Annotated in this window: 18 protein-coding genes; 15 read left to right on the forward strand and 3 right to left on the reverse strand. The window is 59.4% G+C overall.

The window, feature by feature from the left end; translation table 11 throughout:
• Window positions 1–103: 103 nt before the first annotated feature.
• The 5 genes from ACK9YZ_RS31645 to ACK9YZ_RS31665 all read left to right on the forward strand — a co-directional run bounded on the left by ACK9YZ_RS31645 (window position 104) and on the right by ACK9YZ_RS31665 (window position 4646).
• Window positions 104–2056 (forward strand): tetratricopeptide repeat protein, encoded by a 1953-nt coding sequence (locus ACK9YZ_RS31645; protein ID WP_416067425.1) that lies wholly within the window; start codon window positions 104–106, stop codon window positions 2054–2056.
• A gap of 102 nt (window positions 2057–2158) precedes the next feature.
• Window positions 2159–2302: a hypothetical protein gene (locus tag ACK9YZ_RS31650; protein WP_416067426.1), complete on the forward strand. Its 144-nt coding sequence runs from the start codon at window positions 2159–2161 to the stop codon at window positions 2300–2302.
• A 13-nt stretch (window positions 2303–2315) separates the two neighbouring features.
• Window positions 2316–3578, forward strand: a complete 1263-nt coding sequence (locus ACK9YZ_RS31655; RefSeq protein WP_416067427.1) for a YcaO-like family protein — start codon at window positions 2316–2318, stop codon at window positions 3576–3578.
• Window positions 3575–4321, forward strand: a complete 747-nt coding sequence (locus ACK9YZ_RS31660; RefSeq protein ID WP_416067428.1) for a TfuA-like protein — start codon at window positions 3575–3577, stop codon at window positions 4319–4321. Before ACK9YZ_RS31655 ends, ACK9YZ_RS31660 begins: the two co-directional genes overlap by 4 nt.
• Window positions 4322–4379: 58 nt before the next feature.
• Window positions 4380–4646, forward strand: coding sequence for a hypothetical protein (locus ACK9YZ_RS31665; RefSeq protein ID WP_416067429.1), 267 nt, complete (start codon window positions 4380–4382; stop codon window positions 4644–4646).
• Between the two features lie 45 nt (window positions 4647–4691).
• On the opposite strand, the gene ACK9YZ_RS31670 is transcribed toward ACK9YZ_RS31665, so the two are convergent.
• The 3 genes from ACK9YZ_RS31670 to ACK9YZ_RS31680 form a co-directional block, all read right to left on the reverse strand.
• The gene (locus tag ACK9YZ_RS31670) at window positions 4692–5099 is read right to left on the reverse strand and encodes a helix-turn-helix domain-containing protein (protein ID WP_216759894.1); all 408 of its coding nucleotides are present in this window, start codon (window positions 5097–5099) and stop codon (window positions 4692–4694) included.
• A 220-nt stretch (window positions 5100–5319) separates the two neighbouring features.
• On the reverse strand, window positions 5320–6144 hold the full coding sequence (locus ACK9YZ_RS31675; protein WP_416067430.1) for an amidohydrolase family protein: 825 nt from the start codon (window positions 6142–6144) through the stop codon (window positions 5320–5322).
• Between the two features lie 76 nt (window positions 6145–6220).
• Window positions 6221–7006: an IclR family transcriptional regulator gene (locus tag ACK9YZ_RS31680; protein ID WP_416067431.1), complete on the reverse strand. Its 786-nt coding sequence runs from the start codon at window positions 7004–7006 to the stop codon at window positions 6221–6223.
• A 219-nt stretch (window positions 7007–7225) separates the two neighbouring features.
• On the opposite strand from ACK9YZ_RS31680, the gene ACK9YZ_RS31685 reads away from it, so the two are divergent.
• The 10 genes from ACK9YZ_RS31685 (at window position 7226) to ACK9YZ_RS31730 (ending at window position 16157) form a co-directional block, all read left to right on the forward strand.
• Window positions 7226–7375 (forward strand): hypothetical protein, encoded by a 150-nt coding sequence (locus tag ACK9YZ_RS31685; RefSeq protein WP_216759897.1) that lies wholly within the window; start codon window positions 7226–7228, stop codon window positions 7373–7375.
• Window positions 7372–8106 carry an SDR family oxidoreductase gene (locus tag ACK9YZ_RS31690; protein WP_216759898.1) on the forward strand — a complete coding sequence of 245 codons (735 nt, stop codon included), beginning with the start codon at window positions 7372–7374 and terminating at the stop codon, window positions 8104–8106. Before ACK9YZ_RS31685 ends, ACK9YZ_RS31690 begins: the two co-directional genes overlap by 4 nt.
• A gap of 62 nt (window positions 8107–8168) precedes the next feature.
• Complete coding sequence (locus ACK9YZ_RS31695) at window positions 8169–9446, forward strand: L-fuconate dehydratase (RefSeq protein ID WP_416067432.1); 1278 nt, start codon at window positions 8169–8171, stop codon at window positions 9444–9446.
• 718 nt (window positions 9447–10164) lie between these two features.
• The gene (repA, locus tag ACK9YZ_RS31700) at window positions 10165–11385 is read left to right on the forward strand and encodes a plasmid partitioning protein RepA (protein WP_416067433.1); all 1221 of its coding nucleotides are present in this window, start codon (window positions 10165–10167) and stop codon (window positions 11383–11385) included.
• A 190-nt stretch (window positions 11386–11575) separates the two neighbouring features.
• Window positions 11576–12568 carry a plasmid partitioning protein RepB gene (gene repB / locus ACK9YZ_RS31705; RefSeq protein ID WP_416067434.1) on the forward strand — a complete coding sequence of 331 codons (993 nt, stop codon included), beginning with the start codon at window positions 11576–11578 and terminating at the stop codon, window positions 12566–12568.
• A 207-nt stretch (window positions 12569–12775) separates the two neighbouring features.
• On the forward strand, window positions 12776–13987 hold the full coding sequence (repC, locus tag ACK9YZ_RS31710) for a plasmid replication protein RepC (protein ID WP_416067435.1): 1212 nt from the start codon (window positions 12776–12778) through the stop codon (window positions 13985–13987).
• A 385-nt stretch (window positions 13988–14372) separates the two neighbouring features.
• Window positions 14373–14975, forward strand: a complete 603-nt coding sequence (locus tag ACK9YZ_RS31715) for an AAA family ATPase (protein ID WP_416067436.1) — start codon at window positions 14373–14375, stop codon at window positions 14973–14975.
• A 184-nt stretch (window positions 14976–15159) separates the two neighbouring features.
• Window positions 15160–15456: a hypothetical protein gene (locus ACK9YZ_RS31720; RefSeq protein ID WP_416067437.1), complete on the forward strand. Its 297-nt coding sequence runs from the start codon at window positions 15160–15162 to the stop codon at window positions 15454–15456.
• Window positions 15457–15550: 94 nt separating this feature from the next.
• Window positions 15551–15826, forward strand: coding sequence for a type II toxin-antitoxin system ParD family antitoxin (locus ACK9YZ_RS31725; RefSeq protein ID WP_416067438.1), 276 nt, complete (start codon window positions 15551–15553; stop codon window positions 15824–15826).
• Window positions 15807–16157: a type II toxin-antitoxin system RelE/ParE family toxin gene (locus tag ACK9YZ_RS31730; RefSeq protein WP_416068473.1), complete on the forward strand. Its 351-nt coding sequence runs from the start codon at window positions 15807–15809 to the stop codon at window positions 16155–16157. The genes ACK9YZ_RS31725 and ACK9YZ_RS31730 overlap by 20 nt, the downstream gene beginning before the upstream one ends.
• Window positions 16158–16352 lie beyond the last annotated feature (195 nt).

Below are 16352 nucleotides of genomic sequence, written 5' to 3' on the forward strand. Positions count from 1 at the left end.
TCCATCAAAGCAAAAGCGCTTCCCGTTGCCCGCTATTCACTCTAACATCGAATAATCGGTCGGTGCGCTCGACGCATTCCGGCTTTTGAAGGTGAGAACCGTGATGGACGGGTCAACCGGGGAAGTGAAAGCGAACAGACTATGTCTGCTCGGCAGGCCGCGATTGTTGGCCGCCGGGACTGAGCTGCCCTTGCCCGAAAAATCCTATTTCCTATTGGCAATGTTAGCGCTGTCGTCGGAACCGCTGGTCGACCGCGAAACCATCCGGTGCCAGCTCTGGCAATCCGAACTCCCCGAAAAGCGGGCCGGCAGCCTGCGCCAGCTTCTGTCGCGCATCGAACAGAGCATTCCTGAAAACCTGCCGCCCTTGCTTACCGCCACGCGCACCCATCTCGGCCTCGCGCCCGGCTGGGAGATCGATCTCGATATCCTCAAGCGGAAGGATGTGCTGGGGCGACAAGAAAGCGGCATCCTGCTCGGCGAACTGCTCGAAAGCGTCAAATCTCCGACGCAGGGGGCAGAAGACTGGCTGACCTTCGAGCGCCAGCGGATTAACGAAACGCGCTCGGCGCATCTTGTCCGCCTTCTGGAAAACGAAGACGAACGCCCGGACGAGGAACAGATCGCCTTTGCCAAGCGCCTGATCGAGCTCGATCCCGCCAATGAGATCGCCTGCCGGGCGCTGATGCGCGCCCATGCCCGCATGAACGACCTGCCGGCGGCGCGTCAGGCCTATCTGAAGTATCGCAGCCAGCTCAAGGACGATTTCGACATCGAGCCGGACGAGGCCACGGCAGCGCTCGCCCGCGAACTCGGAATCCTGGCCACGGCACAGCCGGCGACGGAACGTCCGCGTCCCGCCTCCGAGCTGCTGATCGATCCGGCCGGCCAGCCGCGCATCGTCATCCTGCCGCCAGAGAGCATCTTCACCGATCCGCTGATGGAGCGTGTCGGCCGCGCATTGCTCGAAGATGTCACGATCGGGCTCAGCCAGCAGCGCGGCTTCAAGGTGATCGCCGCCCATACGAGCCTGGAAATGCTGAGCCGCGCGCTCGACCCATCGCGACCGACCGTCGGCCCGCTCGACCTGTCCTTCGACTATGCCGTCTATGTGACGATCCAGGGCCGCGATGAGGATGTCTATACCACTTGCCGGCTGACGCGCACCTCGACATCAGAAGTGCTTTGGGCGGTCGAAATTCCTTTTGCAATGCAGAGGATCAGCGAAGCCTTCAGCCAGCTCACGCGGCGCATCGTCATGACGCTCGCCGATACGATCGAGCGCTACGAACTGGCGATGCCGCTCGGCGACGTGCCGGCTTCGGCCTATCGCCTCTATCTCGAAGGCAAGCGGCTGATTGCTCAGACCGACCTGCAGCACCTGCGCCAGGCGCGCAGGTGGTTCAAGTCGTCGCTTAGCCGTTACGAGCATTTCTCGCCGGCTCATGCTGGCATGTCGCGCGCACTCGGCATGGAATGGCTGATCCGCGGCATGCACGACCGGGACCTGCTGGATGAAGCCTACGCCTCCGCAAGGATGGCACGGCAGACCGACCCGAACAGCGGCCGGGCCTATCGCGAACTCGGCTTCGTGGCGCTCTATCGCCGCCGCTTCGAGGAAAGCCTCGAAATGTTCGAGCAGGCGCGCGAACTCAATCCCAACGATGCCGACATCCTTGCCGATTATGCCGACGCGCTGCTGCACAATGCCGAATTCGACAAGGCGCTGGAATTGAGCAAGGCAGCCTTCAAGCTCAATCCGCTGCCGCCGGATTATTATTACTGGAATCTCGGCGGTATTCATTTCGACCGCGGGGAATATGAGGAAGCGATCGAGGCGCTGGAGCCCGTGAAGACCAAACAGGCTACGGCCCGGTTGCTCGCCGCCTCCCACGCCATGGCCGGCGACCTCAGGAAGGCGCATAAATATGCCAAGGTCGTGCTTGAGAATTTCCCGGATTTCCGCAGCGAGGACATCCGTCACTTCATACCTGACCGTGAGCAGGTTCACACGAGCAGGCTGATTCATGCCCTTCAACTGGCCGGATTGCCCTGATAGCTCGCATTTTAACAATGCCTGTAACGCTTGAATGACGCAGGCAATGCTCTCTTCCAATGGTTAACGGCGGCCAGCCGCCCAACCTTTTGGAGAGAGATCATGAAGACCGTTCAAACCAACGCCGCAATCCAGACCCCGACGCTCCGTTTCTCCGCTGCCGCCAGGGCTGCCATGAAGCAGGACGACCTCAGCGTTTCGCCGAACGGCCTTGAAAACCTGACGCACGCCCTGAAATTCCGTTAAGGAATAGTAGCTGATGTCAGCATTCACCGAGCTTGCTTTGCTTGCCGAAGACCTTCAGCGGTCATCGGCAGGCGTCAACAGCTACCACGACCGGTCGATGACCCCGGCGCAGACCTTTGCGGCGATCAAACCGCATCTGCGCGATTTCGGGATTACCCGCGTCGGGATGCTGACCGGGCTCGACGTGCTGAACATTCCGGTTGCCTTCGCCACACGGCCGAACAGCCACACGCTGTCGGTCTTCCAGGGCAAGGGCATCGACAAGGAAGCGGCGATGACCTCGGCCGCCATGGAGGCAATCGAGACTCGCATTGCCGAAATTGCGCCTGCCGACCTGACACTCACCAGCCTCGAGACCATGAAGGCCGAACGGGCGGCGATGATCGACCTCGACAGCGTGGCGCGTTGCGCGCCCGACGAGATCGGCAACGCTCAGATCCCCTGGTGTTCCGGCCTCGACCTCCTCTCGGGCAGCACCAGTTTCGTGCCTTGGTGGCTGGTCGGCCTCGACCATCGAGGCGCCCGCCCGCCGGGCTTCGAACAGTCGAGCGACGGCCTTGCGTCGGGCAATACGCCGGCTGAAGCCGTGCTGCACGGGCTCTGCGAACTCGTCGAGCGCGATGCCTGGGCTCTCACCCAGCTCAAATCCCCCGAACAGCTCAAGCAGAGCAGAGTCGATCCGCTCGCCTTCGGCGATGCCGTCATCGACGTCATGGTCGATCGCATCCGCCAGGCCGGCATGCGCCTGCTCCTGATCGACATGACCACCGATATCGGTGTGCCGGCCTTTCTCGCCATCATCATTCCCGGCAATCTCTCCGATCGCGTCGATGCCCGCTGGGCTCAGGTCTGCGGCGGTTGCGGCTGCCATCCCGATCCGGTGCGTGCGGCTCTTCGCGCCATCACCGAGGCAGCCCAGAGCCGGTTGACCGCCATTGCCGGCAGCCGTGACGATTTCTCGCCGAGGATCTACCAGCGGATCGACCGCAGCGCCGGCATGCGCCAGGTCGTCGATCTCTGCAGCAATGATGCGGCGCTGAAACCATTTCCCATGCGCCCGCAACGTCCGATGACGATCCAGGATACGATCCGCCACATTGCAGGCCGGCTGAGGGCCGCGGGCATCAGTCAGATCGTTGCCGTGCCGCTGCCGCATCCGATCCTTCCGGTTTCCGTCGTGCGCGTCATCGTGCCGGGCCTCGAGGTCGATATCAGCGGCCAGTACATCCAGCTCGGCCTGCGCGCCGTCAACGTCATCAGGGAGGCCGCGGCATGAAGATCCTCTTCGTCGGTCCGAGCCTTGCAAGCGAAATCGCCGAGGCGCGCAAGCAGCATCCCGATATCGATTTCCGCCCGCCCGCAGCCTGCGGCGACATTTTGAAAGCCGTGCATGAGGGGGCGAGCGCAATCGGCCTGATCGACGGCTATTTCGGCGATCTGCCGTCCGTCTGGCACAAAGAAATCCTCTTTGCGCTGGAAAAGGGCATTGCCGTTGCCGGCGGCTCCAGCATGGGCGCGCTGCGCGCTGCCGAATGTTCCGCTTTCGGCATGGTCGGCATCGGCTCGATCTTCGACGATTACGAATCCGGCGAGCTCGTCGATGACGAAGCCGTGGCGCTCGTCCATGCGCCGCAGGAACTCGGCTGGCTGCCGCTTTCCGTCCCGTGGGTCGATTTCGAGCCGACGATCGAAGGCCTCCATGCCAGGGGCGAGATTTCCGTCAGCGAGCGCAAGAAGCTGCTGCTCGCCGGCCGCTTCTTGCATTTTTCCGAGCGGACCTACGCCAAGGTGGTCGACGAGTGTCACTTCGCCCGCAAGCCGCGGCGCGACCAGATCCTGGCAACGATCCGCGCCAATCGCGTTGAACGCAAGCGAACCGACGCACGGCTCGTGCTGGAATGGCTGGAAAAGGGAGTCTTTGCGTCAACAAGGCGTGACTGGCGCTTTGCAGCAACCTCGCATTGGGAGCTGCTGCAGGCCGAAGTCACGCAGCAGACGCCGCCTGTAACGCTCGAATAACGGTTCCGCGCCGAAGATGTCCTTCGTGGGGATTTTATGATCGTCGAGGGCGGAAACAATGTTCGAAAAAAGGGACCAGGGTGCAGGCAGAGAATACGCAAGACTCTTCCGGCTGCTGTCGGCAGCCAAGGACGAGGCTGAAAAACTTCAGCTGCGCAATCTCATACACCTGACAAACATGGCGCTGCTGCAGGTCGTCATCGATTGGGACGGCATCGATCCGGATAGGGAACTCGATGCGAACCTCGAAAGACTCGTCGGCAGCAAAGCCAAGATCGCAATGAAGGACGCTGGCGAAAATCTGATCGTGATCGAACGCCATTAAGCCCGATGCGGGTGCGACTGATCGCTAAATATTCAGGCCGACGTTTTATTCCGCGGCGTCGGCGTCCATCTGCTCGGTGCTGGCGATTGCCTGGACGAGCTTGAGGATTTTCTTGCGAAGCTGCTCGTTCTTGATCGAGAAGAAGGCAGCGTTGAGCTGGACGCCTTCACGCGAAATGACGAATTCTTCGCTCGGAGCGGGATTATCGTTTGCGTTGGCGGCGGGCGGCGTCAGGTCGTCGAAGAAGGTTCTGACATCGACGCTGAGCGCGCCGGCGATTTCGACGAGCATGCTGGCGGAGACGCGGTTGGAGCCCTTTTCGTATTTCTGGATCTGCTGGAAGGTCACGCCAACACGATCGCCCAGTTCCGTCTGAGAAACCTTTCTCAGCAGTCGCTGTATGCGGATCGTCTTGCCGACGTGAACGTCCACGGAATGCGGTTCTTCTTTCATCTGATATTCCCTCCTGCGAAAACCGGCCCGACAACTTACACGGCCGGCTGTAACAACTTTTAGCCGAGTTAGTTCAACCTAGCAATTGTCTGGATGTAGTTTCGGCCGAGCCAAAACATCGCGCTATCCGAGAGCCCCTACGGATTGCACGTGGCGACGGATCACCGGAGTTGAAAATCCTGCAGAATTCGCCTCTGGGGCGCACAGCTACAGGAAGAGTTCAAAGTTTCCACAGCCGCTGCGCATTGCCGTAAAGGAGCTTCGAACGCTCCGTTTGGGCCGTGCCCGACAGCACGGCCTGCGTCGCCGCGACCCAGGTGGAAAGGCCGTTCGCCAGCGTGCAGACAGGCCAGTCGCTGCCCCAGACCACACGATCCCAGCCGAAGCTCGATATGACATGCTCGATATAGGGACGCAGATTTTCCGCCGTCCAGCTTGCCGGATCGGCATTGGTGACAATGCCGGAAATCTTGGCGGTGACATTCGGTCGCCGGGCGATTTCGGCAATGCCGCGGCTCCAGGGCTCGAAGGCGTTCGACTTGATATCCGGATTGCCGCAATGATCGAGCACGAACTGCACGTCGGGCGCGGCGTCGGCGAGCGCCACGACCTTGCTCACCTGATGCGGCAGCGTGCAGAGGTCGAAGGTCAGGCCGGTGCCAGAAAGCCTTCTGACATTCTCGCGGAAGAGCGCGCCTTCCGAAACATCATCAGGCACCACATGCAGCACGCGCCGGAAGCCCTTGACGAAGGGATCGGCTTTCTGGCGCTCCAGATAGGCGGCAAAGCCATCTTCTTCCGGCCGGCAGGAGACGATCGCGCCGGCCACCAGATCGCCGAGGCGGCTGATATAATCGGTCTCGGCCTGCATGATGACCGGATCGACATCCACCTCCATGTGCAGCACTTTGGTGATGCCGCAGCGTTTGGCCTCGGTCGCGTAGGTCTCGTAGAGGAAATCGCGGTCGAGATCAGGCACATTGGCAAGCCAGGGATAGTTCAGCGCCGACCGGTCGATGACGTGCAGATGGGTGTCGATGAACACGCTCTTCTCCTCCAAAGAGTGGTTGGCAGCAACCTATCCTTGGTGAATGAATTGTTCAAATAGAAATTCTGCGATCTCAACCTGGCACGGCGATCGTAGCGCCGGCAAGCGCGGAAAGCTCGGCCGCTGTCTTCTGCACCATTGATATCGCCTGGGTGATATCGGGTGCCGCCGGCGCATTGACGAGGGCGATGTAGGGACAGGTCAGCGCCGCAATGCCGCGTCCGTCCGGCCCCAGGACCGGCGCCGAGAGATTATAGACACCGGCCGTCTGGACGCTTGCCATCATCTCATAGCCACGCTCACGGATCTGGTTCAGCCGCTCGTGGAATTCCGGGCCGAGATCGACCTCCTCGCGGCTGCGCACATGCTCCGAGATCATCATCTCGCGCTCCTCGTCGCTGCGGAAGGCAAGCAGCACATGGCCGGAGCCGGTATCGAACAGGCTGATATGGGAACCAACGCGGATCGACAGGCCCCAATAGTCCGGCGCCTCCTGCTGGGCGATGACGACGGCAGCACCCCGGTCGAAGACCGCCAGATGGTTTGCCTGGCGGGAGCGCTGGGCGAGATCGCGCATCAGCGGCGTCGCATAGGAGGCGAGCCGGCGCACCGGCGCATGCAGCTGTGCCAGGCCGAAGAGCTTCAGGGTGAGCGAATAACGGTCGCCATCGAGCCGCGTCACGTAACCGCGCTTCACGAGGCGGTCGAGCATGCGGTAGAATTCGTTCGGGCTGCGCTCCAGCCGCTTGGCGATTTCCGCCTGCGTCAGGCCGCTATCGACGCCAGCCAGAAGTTCGAGAATATCGAGACCCTTGTCGAGCGCCGGAGCGCGATAGCGATCTGACTCTTCGGTCTCCATTCTTCCCTCCTGTGAATATCATTCTGCATATACGCAGACAGGCGGACGGAAAAGAAAAAGTTCGCGCTTGACCCTGAAGCTATCGTCTGTTTGTCTATAAACAGACAAATCAAGTCTGAAGACATCGCTCGGCATGGTTCTCACGCCGGACGACCGAAATTCCCAAAAAAACTCGCCAAGGCGAGATCAAAATAAGATGACGGGAGAGGGAGGAAAGCCATGCAGCGCATGGATATCGTGATTGCCTGCATAAAACCACCTTTGCCGATGAGGCAGATGGTCGAGCACGGCCTTTATCCCGACCGATCCTTTTCCAGTATTTTCAGCACCGCCGCCAGCGCGAGCAACCCCGAAGAGGCCATGACATGACAAGCAATCTTTCCGGCAAAACCGTTCTCATCACCGCTGCCGGTCAAGGCATCGGCCGCGCGACCGCGCTTGCCTTCGCCGCTGCCGGCGCCAAGGTGCACGCGACCGACATCAATACCGACGCGCTGGCGACCTTGGCCGCGGAGAGCAAGGTTTCCACTCACAAGCTGAACGTGCTTGAAGACGAGGCGGTCAAGGCGCTGGTGGCAGAGATCGGCGCCGTCGACGTGCTCTTCAACTGCGCCGGCACCGTCCATAACGGCTCCGTGCTCGACATGAAGGATGCCGATCTGGAATTTGCCTTCGATCTCAACGTCAAGGCGATGATCCGCACCATCCGCGCGGTGCTGCCGGGCATGCTGGAGCGCAAGGATGGCGCGATCATCAACATGTCCTCGGTCGCATCCAGCATCAAAGGCGTGCCGAACCGCTTTGCCTATGGTGTGACCAAGGCAGCCGTGATCGGCCTTACCAAGTCGGTCGCTGCCGATTACGTGACGCAGGGCGTGCGCTGCAACTGCATCTGCCCCGGCACGGTGGAGAGCCCGTCGCTGCAGGACCGCATGCGCGCCCAAGGCGATTATGACACGGCGCGCGCCGCCTTCATCGCCCGCCAGCCGATGGGCCGCCTCGGCACACCCGAGGAGATTGCCGATCTCGCCGTCTATCTCGCCGGCGCCACCTACACATCCGGCCAAGCTTACGCCATCGACGGCGGCTGGACGATCTGACCTTCGTACGGCCGGCTCGTTCGAAGGCAGGGATGCCGGCCGATCCAAACGGGAAGAAGACCATGACCCGAATCACCGATATCAGCGTCTACGACCTTCGCTTTCCGACCTCGCAAAGCCTCGATGGTTCCGATGCGATGAACCCCGACCCGGATTATTCCGCCGCCTATGTGATCCTTGAAACCGACAGAGAAGGTCTCGCCGGTCATGGCCTGACCTTCACCATCGGCCGCGGCAACGATATCTGCTGCGCGGCGATCGAAGCGATGCGCCACCTGGTCGTCGGCACCGAACTTTCCGAGGTGAAAGCCCATCCCGGCAAATATTGGCGGCATCTGACCAGCGACAGCCAGCTTAGATGGATCGGGCCGGAAAAGGGCGCCATCCATCTTGCGACTGGCGCCATCGTCAATGCGGTGTGGGATCTCATTGCCAAGGAGGCCGGCAAGCCGGTCTGGCGCCTCGTTGCGGATATGCCGGCCGAGGAGATCGCCGATATCGTCGATTACCGCTACCTTACCGACGTGCTGACGCGCGACGAGGCGATCGCCATCCTGAAAAAGGCGGAAGCCGGCAAGGCCGCACGCATCGCCACGCTCGAGAAGGAAGGTTATGCCTGCTACACGACCTCGGCCGGCTGGCTCGGCTACGAGGACGAGAAGCTGCGCCGCCTCTGCCGGGAGGCGATCGATGCCGGCTTCAACCATATCAAGATGAAGGTCGGCCGTGATCTTGAGGACGATATCCGCCGCCTGAGGATCGCCCGCGAGGTGATCGGCCCGGACCGTTACCTGATGATCGACGCCAACCAGGTCTGGGAGGTCGGCCAGGCGATCGACTGGGTCAAACAGCTCTCCTTCGCCAAACCCTTCTTCATCGAGGAACCGACGAGCCCCGACGATGTCGCCGGCCACCGCAAGATCCGCCAGGGTATAACACCGGTGAAGGTCGCGACCGGCGAGATGTGCCAGAACCGCATCATGTTCAAGCAGTTCATCGCCGAAGGCGCGATCGATATCGTGCAGATCGACTCCTGCCGCATGGGCGGGCTGAATGAAGTGCTGGCCGTCTTGTTGGTCGCTGCGAAATTCGGCCTGCCTGTCTGGCCGCATGCCGGTGGTGTAGGGCTCTGCGAATATGTGCAGCACCTGTCGATGATCGATTATCTGGCGGTATCGGGCACCAAGGACGGCCGCGTCATCGAATATGTCGACCACCTGCACGAACACTTCCTCGATCCCTGCATCATCAAGGACGCCGCCTATATGCCGCCGACGCGGCCGGGCTTCTCGATCGAGATGAAACCGGCCTCGATTGCCGGCTACACATTCCGCGGATAGGGGACTTCTGAGAGGCTGGCTGTCCCCTCTCGCTGGGAATAGCCAGGCTCTTATCATTGCAAGAGGGCCTGAAATCCCTTATAAGTAAATACGAGGGGAGTGGTTCAAAAGAGCCTTCCTGCGGGCCATGGATAGCCTAATTAGCGTGTCTCTAATGCGCTGTTTTTTCTCACATCTTCGCTCGATACGGAATCAATGAAGCGGATTGATTCCGTTACCTCCGCGTTCGATTTTGGCACGATCGGCGTGCTGAAAATGGGTGAGCAGGAATTTCACTCGTCTCTGCTCCCTCACGCCGGCAAAATTACCCCAGGGAGAGAACGTCATCCTCCGGCGTCAATGCCCACGCAGTCGCAGCGACCGGGTCCTTTCGCCTCGCAAAGCCATGATCGTTCGCCGGCAAAGTTTGGGAATCGGTAATAGCTGATTCTTTCCAATGGGATGCGCTGGACCACTCTGGCAGGATCAAAACGGTCGCGTCGCCAGTTTCACCCCAGAAATCATATGAGGGTGACACAGCTTCGCCAGACACCGCGGATTTCTGTTAACGTACAGAGATATCAGGGGAAATTGTAATTCTTCTGTCGTAATCTGCCGATCAACGCCTCGCTCGCTAAGGTCTTGCTTCATCGGGGCACCTTGCCAGAATCGCTCCGATCGGTAATCGTCACGGATAAAAGGCCGTTTCTGGCGTTTTTCCGTGATGAAAGATTAGAGCGTGAGCAAGCCACAAAGGACTTCTCGAACCCTTCAGCGTAGCGTCGACGAGACGATCGGCGCCCACGCGTCGACCATCAGTTCGCAGCTGCAGGCGATCAGCGAAGCCCTGTTTCCGCCGACCGCAAGCAAGACTTTGCGCCGCTTCACCTCAGGCGAAGCGGCCAAGCTGATCGGTGTATCGGATTCGACCTTGCGAAAGATGACGCTCGCTGGGGAAGGCCCGCAGCCCGATGTCAGCAGCAATGGCCGACGCCTTTATTCGCTGCGCCAGCTCAATGAATTGCGCGCCCTGCTTGCCGCCTCCGCCCGTGGCCGCGAGGCGCATGACTTCCTGCCGCGCCGCAGGGAGAACGAACATCTCCAGGTCATCGCCGTCACCAATTTCAAGGGCGGATCAGGCAAGACCACGACATCGGTGCATCTCGCACAATATCTTGCCCTGCAGGGCTACCGCGTGCTCGCCCTCGACCTCGATCCACAGGCGAGCATGTCAGCCATGCTCGGTGTCATGCCGGAGACCGATGTCCGCTCGAACGAGACGCTTTATGCGGCAATCCGTTATGACGAGGAGCGGCGTCCCCTCTCGGAGGTCGTGCGCAAAACCTATTTCGATGGGCTGGATCTCATTCCCGGCAATCTCGAACTCATGGAATTCGAGCACACGACGCCGCGCGCGCTGATGCGCGGCTCCCGGGATGGCGAAGGCGTGTTCTTCATGCGCGTCGCCAAGGCACTTGAGGATGTTGCTGAACATTATGACGTCGTCGTGCTCGATTGCCCGCCGCAGCTCGGTTACCTGACGCTGAGCGGCCTTTGCGCCGCAACGTCGATGATCGTCACCGTGCATCCCCAGATGCTGGACGTGGCGTCCATGAGCCAGTTCCTGCTGATGACGCATGACCTTCTCTCCGTCGTGCGGGAAGCCGGCGGCGAGCTCAATTACGACTTCATTCGTTATCTGCTCACTCGCTACGAACCGCAGGATGCGCCGCAGACGAAGGTCGCGGCGCTCTTGCGCAATCTGTTTGACGATCACGTCATGATCAACGCGATGGTGAAATCGGCGGCGGTCTCCGATGCCGGCCTCACCAAGCAGACGCTCTACGAGATTGGCCGCGAGAACCTGACCCGCTCGACCTATGACCGGGCGATGGAAGCGCTCGATGCCGTCAACGGAGAGGTCGAGACGCTGATCCGGCAGGCATGGGGGCGCACGTGACGTTCTCGCTGATCAACACAGGTTTATCGGGCTTGAGCGGGCCGGCCGACCTGTTGGGAGCTCCCAACAGAGGTCGCCGCGGGAGCACCTGTCAGAAATCCGGCCATCGATCGGCAGCCCATGAGCGTGTTGGGAGCTCCCAACTGCGCTCTTTCAGGTTGCTCGCATCCAGGTGGGAAGGAGAGAATTGATGAGCAGACGCGATACTGTCAATTCGATCTTCATGCGCAAGGCGGATATTCCGGCGCCTTCCGTCGGTGCCGAGAAGAACCCTGACCGCGTACGCGCCGGAGCCGTCTCGGCCATGGGTGCCTCGCTGCAGGAAATGACCGAGGCGGCGCGCGCCGCCGACCGGCTGCAGGCTCAGATTTCATCCGGGTTCTCCGTCCTGGAAATCGCCCCCGCCGATATTTCCAATTCATCGATCAGCGATCGTATCCCGGTCGAGCACGATGCCGAATTCGACGCACTGGTCGCAAGCATTGCCGAGCACGGTCAGAAGGTGCCGATCCTCGTCCGTCCCGACCCTGAAAAGGAAGGCCAGTATCAGATCGCCTACGGCCGACGACGCCTGCGTGCTGCGGCAAAGCTTGGGCTCAAGGTCAAGGCGATCGTTCAAAACTTGAGCGACAACGAACTGGTGATTGCTCAGGGCAAGGAAAATCTCGACCGGCAGGATCTTTCCTTCATCGAGAAGGCGCTGTTTGCCCATCGCTTGGAAGACGCGGGTTATCCCCGCGATGTCATCATAGCTGCACTCTCAACCGACAAGGCCGATCTCAGCCGTTACATCTCCGTTGCCCGTGGCGTGCCGCAGGCGGTGATCATGGCGATCGGTCCCGCACCGAAGGCGGGCCGTGCACGGTGGCTGGCTCTCGTCGATGCGGTGTCTTCCTCGCTGAAACAGGTCGAGGCGATCATCGAAGACGATGCCTTTGCCGATCTCGACAGCGATCAGCGCCTGCAGCGCGTATTGTCGAAAATGGTGGCTCGCGACGCGACGAAAGCGCCGGGCGAAACCTGGAAAACGCGGCAGGGCCAGAAGGCAGCGCAGATCGAACGCTCCGGAACCAAGACACGGATAACGTTCGACGAGCGCATGGTGCCTGAATTTGCCGATTATCTCACGACCCGGCTGGATGAACTCTTCGAGGAGTTCGGCGCCATCAGGTCACAACGATAACTGTCGGCGGGTTAAGCCGTTGACGAAGATTTGACTGTTAGGAAAAGGAGCCAATAGGCAAAGAAAAAGGCCCCCGAACAAAACATCCGGAAGCCCTCTTCTCTCGTTTAGCACCTAGAGAATCGCACTTCCCGGAATCGCTGTCAAGGTTTTTGAACGCCGTTTTGGCGGGCGCTGATGATTTGCCTTTGTAAAAGGTGAACCACGATGGATACGGGATTTATGACGACGCCTTTCGGGCGGCGGCCGATGTCGCTTGCCTTGATCAGAGGTCAGCTTCAGGTCGAATCAGTTAAATCAGATCAATCCGTCGACAAGTGGAAGGTGTTTCGCAATGTCTGCGAGGCACGTCCGCTGCTCGACATTTCCGACCGCACACTTGCGGTCCTGAATGCCCTTCTCTCCTTCTATCCCGAGAGCCATCTCTCCGGTGAGGCGAGCATGGTTGTCTTTCCGTCCAATCGGCAGCTCATGCTCCGGGCGCACGGCATTGCCGTCACCACGCTGCGTCGGCATTTGGCAGCTCTGGTGGGGGCTGGCCTGATCATCCGCAAGGACAGCGCCAACGGCAAGCGTTTTGCCCGTCGAAAGAGTTCTGGTGAACTGGAGGATGCCTATGGCTTCAGTCTGGCGCCGCTTCTTGCCCGCAGCGAAGAGCTGGCTGCGATGGCTCAAAAGATCGAGGCTGATCGGCTGGCACTTCGGCGTTCGCGCGAGCTTTTGACAATCTGCCGTCGCGATGTTCGCAAACTGATCGATGTCGCAATCGACGAAGGCGTGCCCGGCGACTGGGATGACATCAAGGCTGCCTATGTTCACCATCTCGCATGCCTGCCCCGCAATCCCAACGCTTCCGATCTGGATGGCGCGCGCCTGAAGCTCGAAGCCCTTCGCGCCGATATCGTCAATCTGTTGACCAGCTTCGATAATTTCAAAAAAATGAGCGCCAGTGTGGTTCAAAATGAACCGCACATACAGAATTCAGATACAAACTCTCTTGAATTAGAATCTTGTACGACAGTGCAAATGGAAACGCTGCCGATGCCAGCTGAACCAAGTCAGACCACGACACCCCAGAAAATGTTCCCTCTCACCCTCATCCTACAGGCCTGCCCGCAGATCAGCGATTATGCTCAGGGAGGATCGATCAGGGGATGGCGAGATCTCGTGACCGCTGCCGTCACCGTGCGTTCCATGCTTGGGATCACCCCAGAGACCTATCAGACGGCTTGCGAAAGTCTGGGCCGGGAACATGCTGCTGTCGTCATTGCCTGCATGCTGGAACGGGCAACTCATATCAACTCACCGGGTGGCTATCTGCGTGACCTGACCCGCAAGGGAGCGCGAGGAGAATTCTCGCTGGGGCCAATGCTGATGGCGCTGGTGAGGCAGAACAATCCGGTTGCGCGGCGGGCCTGAGAACCCTCGCGCGGCGTCGATAATCGGCTGCGGTGGAGCGCGTGCTTGAGCGGAAGAAGCGACTACGCAGCCATTAGGAGCGCTTTGGGCGGTATCGTCAGACGATCGAGAAAGATTCGTCCTTCTTTCGAAGGAGGGTAAGTATCGGAAATGAAGAGGATGTTAGCTTCCGTAATAGAAGGGGAATCAAGTCGCTTCAATATCTTGAGCCAAACATCGTTTCGACCGACAGTAGGTAAGCGGGGCAGATCTGGCGGCACTGCCGGTTTCGGAGAGAAAGTTCCTCAGCGACGAGCAGCGAAGCCGCGTCGGTCTGTTTCTTACCTGACCTGTACTATCACCGCCATAGCCAACGGCCACAAGCAGAACCAGATTGAGGGTCAATATGTGCCCCAAAGACTTCTGGCGGCTCGAAGCGGACTTCATCAACGGGGTATGGGCAGGGAATCTGATATCGATGGCGCTGCAGTTCGTGGACCTCCCTTCAGCGGACAGAGGTGTGATGGATCGAATTTTCATTATCGGGAATGGCGGCAGTGGTAAGACCTGGCTTGCCGAACAGTTAGGAAAGAAGATCGCAGCTCCCGTTTTTCATCTCGATGATCTTCATTGGTTGCGGAATTTTATCGGAGAGCGTCCTCGACATGAACGTGATCAACTGGTGGCTGCGGCTGCGGATGGTCGCTCTTGGATCATGGAGGGCATTTATGGCTCCATCCTGAAGCAGGTTTTCTCGCGTGTAACGACGCTGATCTGGCTGGACGTCTCTAATGACGAGTGCGTCTCAAACCTCTTACAGCGAGGCCAAACAGCTGGAGGTACAGCAGAACAGTTCGAGGAATTGTTAGACTATACGCGTGGATACCACCTCAGAAAGAACCACCTGAACTCGTTCGATGGTCACCAATGGTTCTTCAAGCAATACACTCTCCAGAAGTTTAGGCTATCAAGCCGTCCGGAGATGGCAGCCTTCTTGGCTACGGTTTAAAACTATCCGTGCCATGTCCGCCATTGGTGCGAAGCTGCCGCCAAATTTGCCCCAGTGTGCCTGAATTGCGTAACCGGGACAAAATTCCAGGCGGAACAAATCCACGGTAATAGTTGCGGCACGGCCTTGAACCCTGAGGTTGCCTCGCGTTAGGCTGATGTAATCTCGAACCCACGAGGATGCCATGCCAATCGACATCGATAAGCTGAGCGAAGGCGAATTGATCGATCTCAACAATCGGATTGTCGAGCGACTGCGATTTCTTCACCAGATGCGCGCGCACAAGATTATGCTCAATTTCTCGATCGGCGACCGTGTGGCGTTCGAAGATCAGCAAGGTCAGACAATCGAGGGGACGCTGACCCGTTACAACAAGAGATCTGTAACGGTAATTGGTCATGACGGGCGTCACTGGAATGTGTCGCCGGGCTTTCTGCGCAAGACGCACGACCCGGCCGTCGCGGCTCATCGTGCCATCTGAGATCTTTCGCTTCGTGACGAATGTGCGCGGATCATTTCGTCAGATTGACAAAGGTGCTACTGAGTAGCAATTTAGGCTCAAAGGAGTTAAACCGATGAGTGTCAAATCGTCGATCTCGCTGACCGACCAGCAGGATGCGTTTGCCCGTTCGCTGGTGGAGAGCGGCCGATATTCCAGCATGAGCTCCGTTCTTCAGCAGGGCCTGGAACTGCTTCGCCAAAAGACGGAAACTGAGACCGTTGAAACGGCAGCGCTTCGCGATTTGGTCCAGCGGCGATTGAACGGACCGGTGATTTCTGCGACGGAAATGGAAAGCCGCGTCGCAGAAATGATTGAGCGGAAGCGACGGGTTGTTCGTGTGGACTCTTGAATATTCTGAGGATGCCGAGCGCGATTTCGAGTTGATCTTCGACCATCTGTTCGACGCCTATGTCGAACTGGGGGACTCGTCCGACGAGGCTGTGGAGCGTACCGCTGAACGGATCCGCAAATTGCGTGTCGAAATCGAACGCCTCGTCGACAAGCCCTATATTGGGACGCTGCGGCCCGATACTCATCCCGGGATCGGGTTTCTTCGGCGGGACAAGGCGGCTATGTGGTTTCTACCGGTAGAACATAGCCGCACGATCATTGTCGCGGCAATTTTCTACGGCGCGCAGGACAACATCAGAAATATGTTAGCACGTCTGCTGGCGGGATAAGGTCCCGACAGCCCCGAGGCCTTCGTCAGGCTGACCCCAAATCGGTCGCGCCGCCGGCGCGAAGCGAATGAATCGCAGATGGTGCTGATCTTCGATCACGGCCAGATGGCATTTGCCGGTTTTGAAACGACAAACTAAAAGCCACACCCGGAAAGGGTCGTTGACATGAATTAGCCCGGGACGATAGGGCAAGGC

The organism is Rhizobium sp. ZK1, from assembly GCF_047782645.1.
GTDB lineage: Bacteria > Pseudomonadota > Alphaproteobacteria > Rhizobiales > Rhizobiaceae > Rhizobium.

What these genes read in the sequence shown, in the direction of transcription:
- ACK9YZ_RS31670 (WP_216759894.1), bottom strand. Translation starts at nt 5,099, where the DNA reads ATGAAAGAAGAACCGCATTCCGTGGACGTTCACGTCGGCAAGACGATC.
- ACK9YZ_RS31715 (WP_416067436.1), top strand. Translation starts at nt 14,373, where the DNA reads ATGTGCCCCAAAGACTTCTGGCGGCTCGAAGCGGACTTCATCAACGGG.
- repB (WP_416067434.1), top strand. Translation starts at nt 11,576, where the DNA reads ATGAGCAGACGCGATACTGTCAATTCGATCTTCATGCGCAAGGCGGAT.
- ACK9YZ_RS31680 (WP_416067431.1), bottom strand. Translation starts at nt 7,006, where the DNA reads ATGGAGACCGAAGAGTCAGATCGCTATCGCGCTCCGGCGCTCGACAAG.
- ACK9YZ_RS31660 (WP_416067428.1), top strand. Translation starts at nt 3,575, where the DNA reads ATGAAGATCCTCTTCGTCGGTCCGAGCCTTGCAAGCGAAATCGCCGAG.
- ACK9YZ_RS31665 (WP_416067429.1), top strand. Translation starts at nt 4,380, where the DNA reads ATGTTCGAAAAAAGGGACCAGGGTGCAGGCAGAGAATACGCAAGACTC.
- ACK9YZ_RS31695 (WP_416067432.1), top strand. Translation starts at nt 8,169, where the DNA reads ATGACCCGAATCACCGATATCAGCGTCTACGACCTTCGCTTTCCGACC.
- ACK9YZ_RS31655 (WP_416067427.1), top strand. Translation starts at nt 2,316, where the DNA reads ATGTCAGCATTCACCGAGCTTGCTTTGCTTGCCGAAGACCTTCAGCGG.
- repC (WP_416067435.1), top strand. Translation starts at nt 12,776, where the DNA reads ATGGATACGGGATTTATGACGACGCCTTTCGGGCGGCGGCCGATGTCG.
- ACK9YZ_RS31645 (WP_416067425.1), top strand. Translation starts at nt 104, where the DNA reads ATGGACGGGTCAACCGGGGAAGTGAAAGCGAACAGACTATGTCTGCTC.
- ACK9YZ_RS31690 (WP_216759898.1), top strand. Translation starts at nt 7,372, where the DNA reads ATGACAAGCAATCTTTCCGGCAAAACCGTTCTCATCACCGCTGCCGGT.
- ACK9YZ_RS31725 (WP_416067438.1), top strand. Translation starts at nt 15,551, where the DNA reads ATGAGTGTCAAATCGTCGATCTCGCTGACCGACCAGCAGGATGCGTTT.
- ACK9YZ_RS31685 (WP_216759897.1), top strand. Translation starts at nt 7,226, where the DNA reads ATGCAGCGCATGGATATCGTGATTGCCTGCATAAAACCACCTTTGCCG.
- ACK9YZ_RS31650 (WP_416067426.1), top strand. Translation starts at nt 2,159, where the DNA reads ATGAAGACCGTTCAAACCAACGCCGCAATCCAGACCCCGACGCTCCGT.
- ACK9YZ_RS31720 (WP_416067437.1), top strand. Translation starts at nt 15,160, where the DNA reads ATGCCAATCGACATCGATAAGCTGAGCGAAGGCGAATTGATCGATCTC.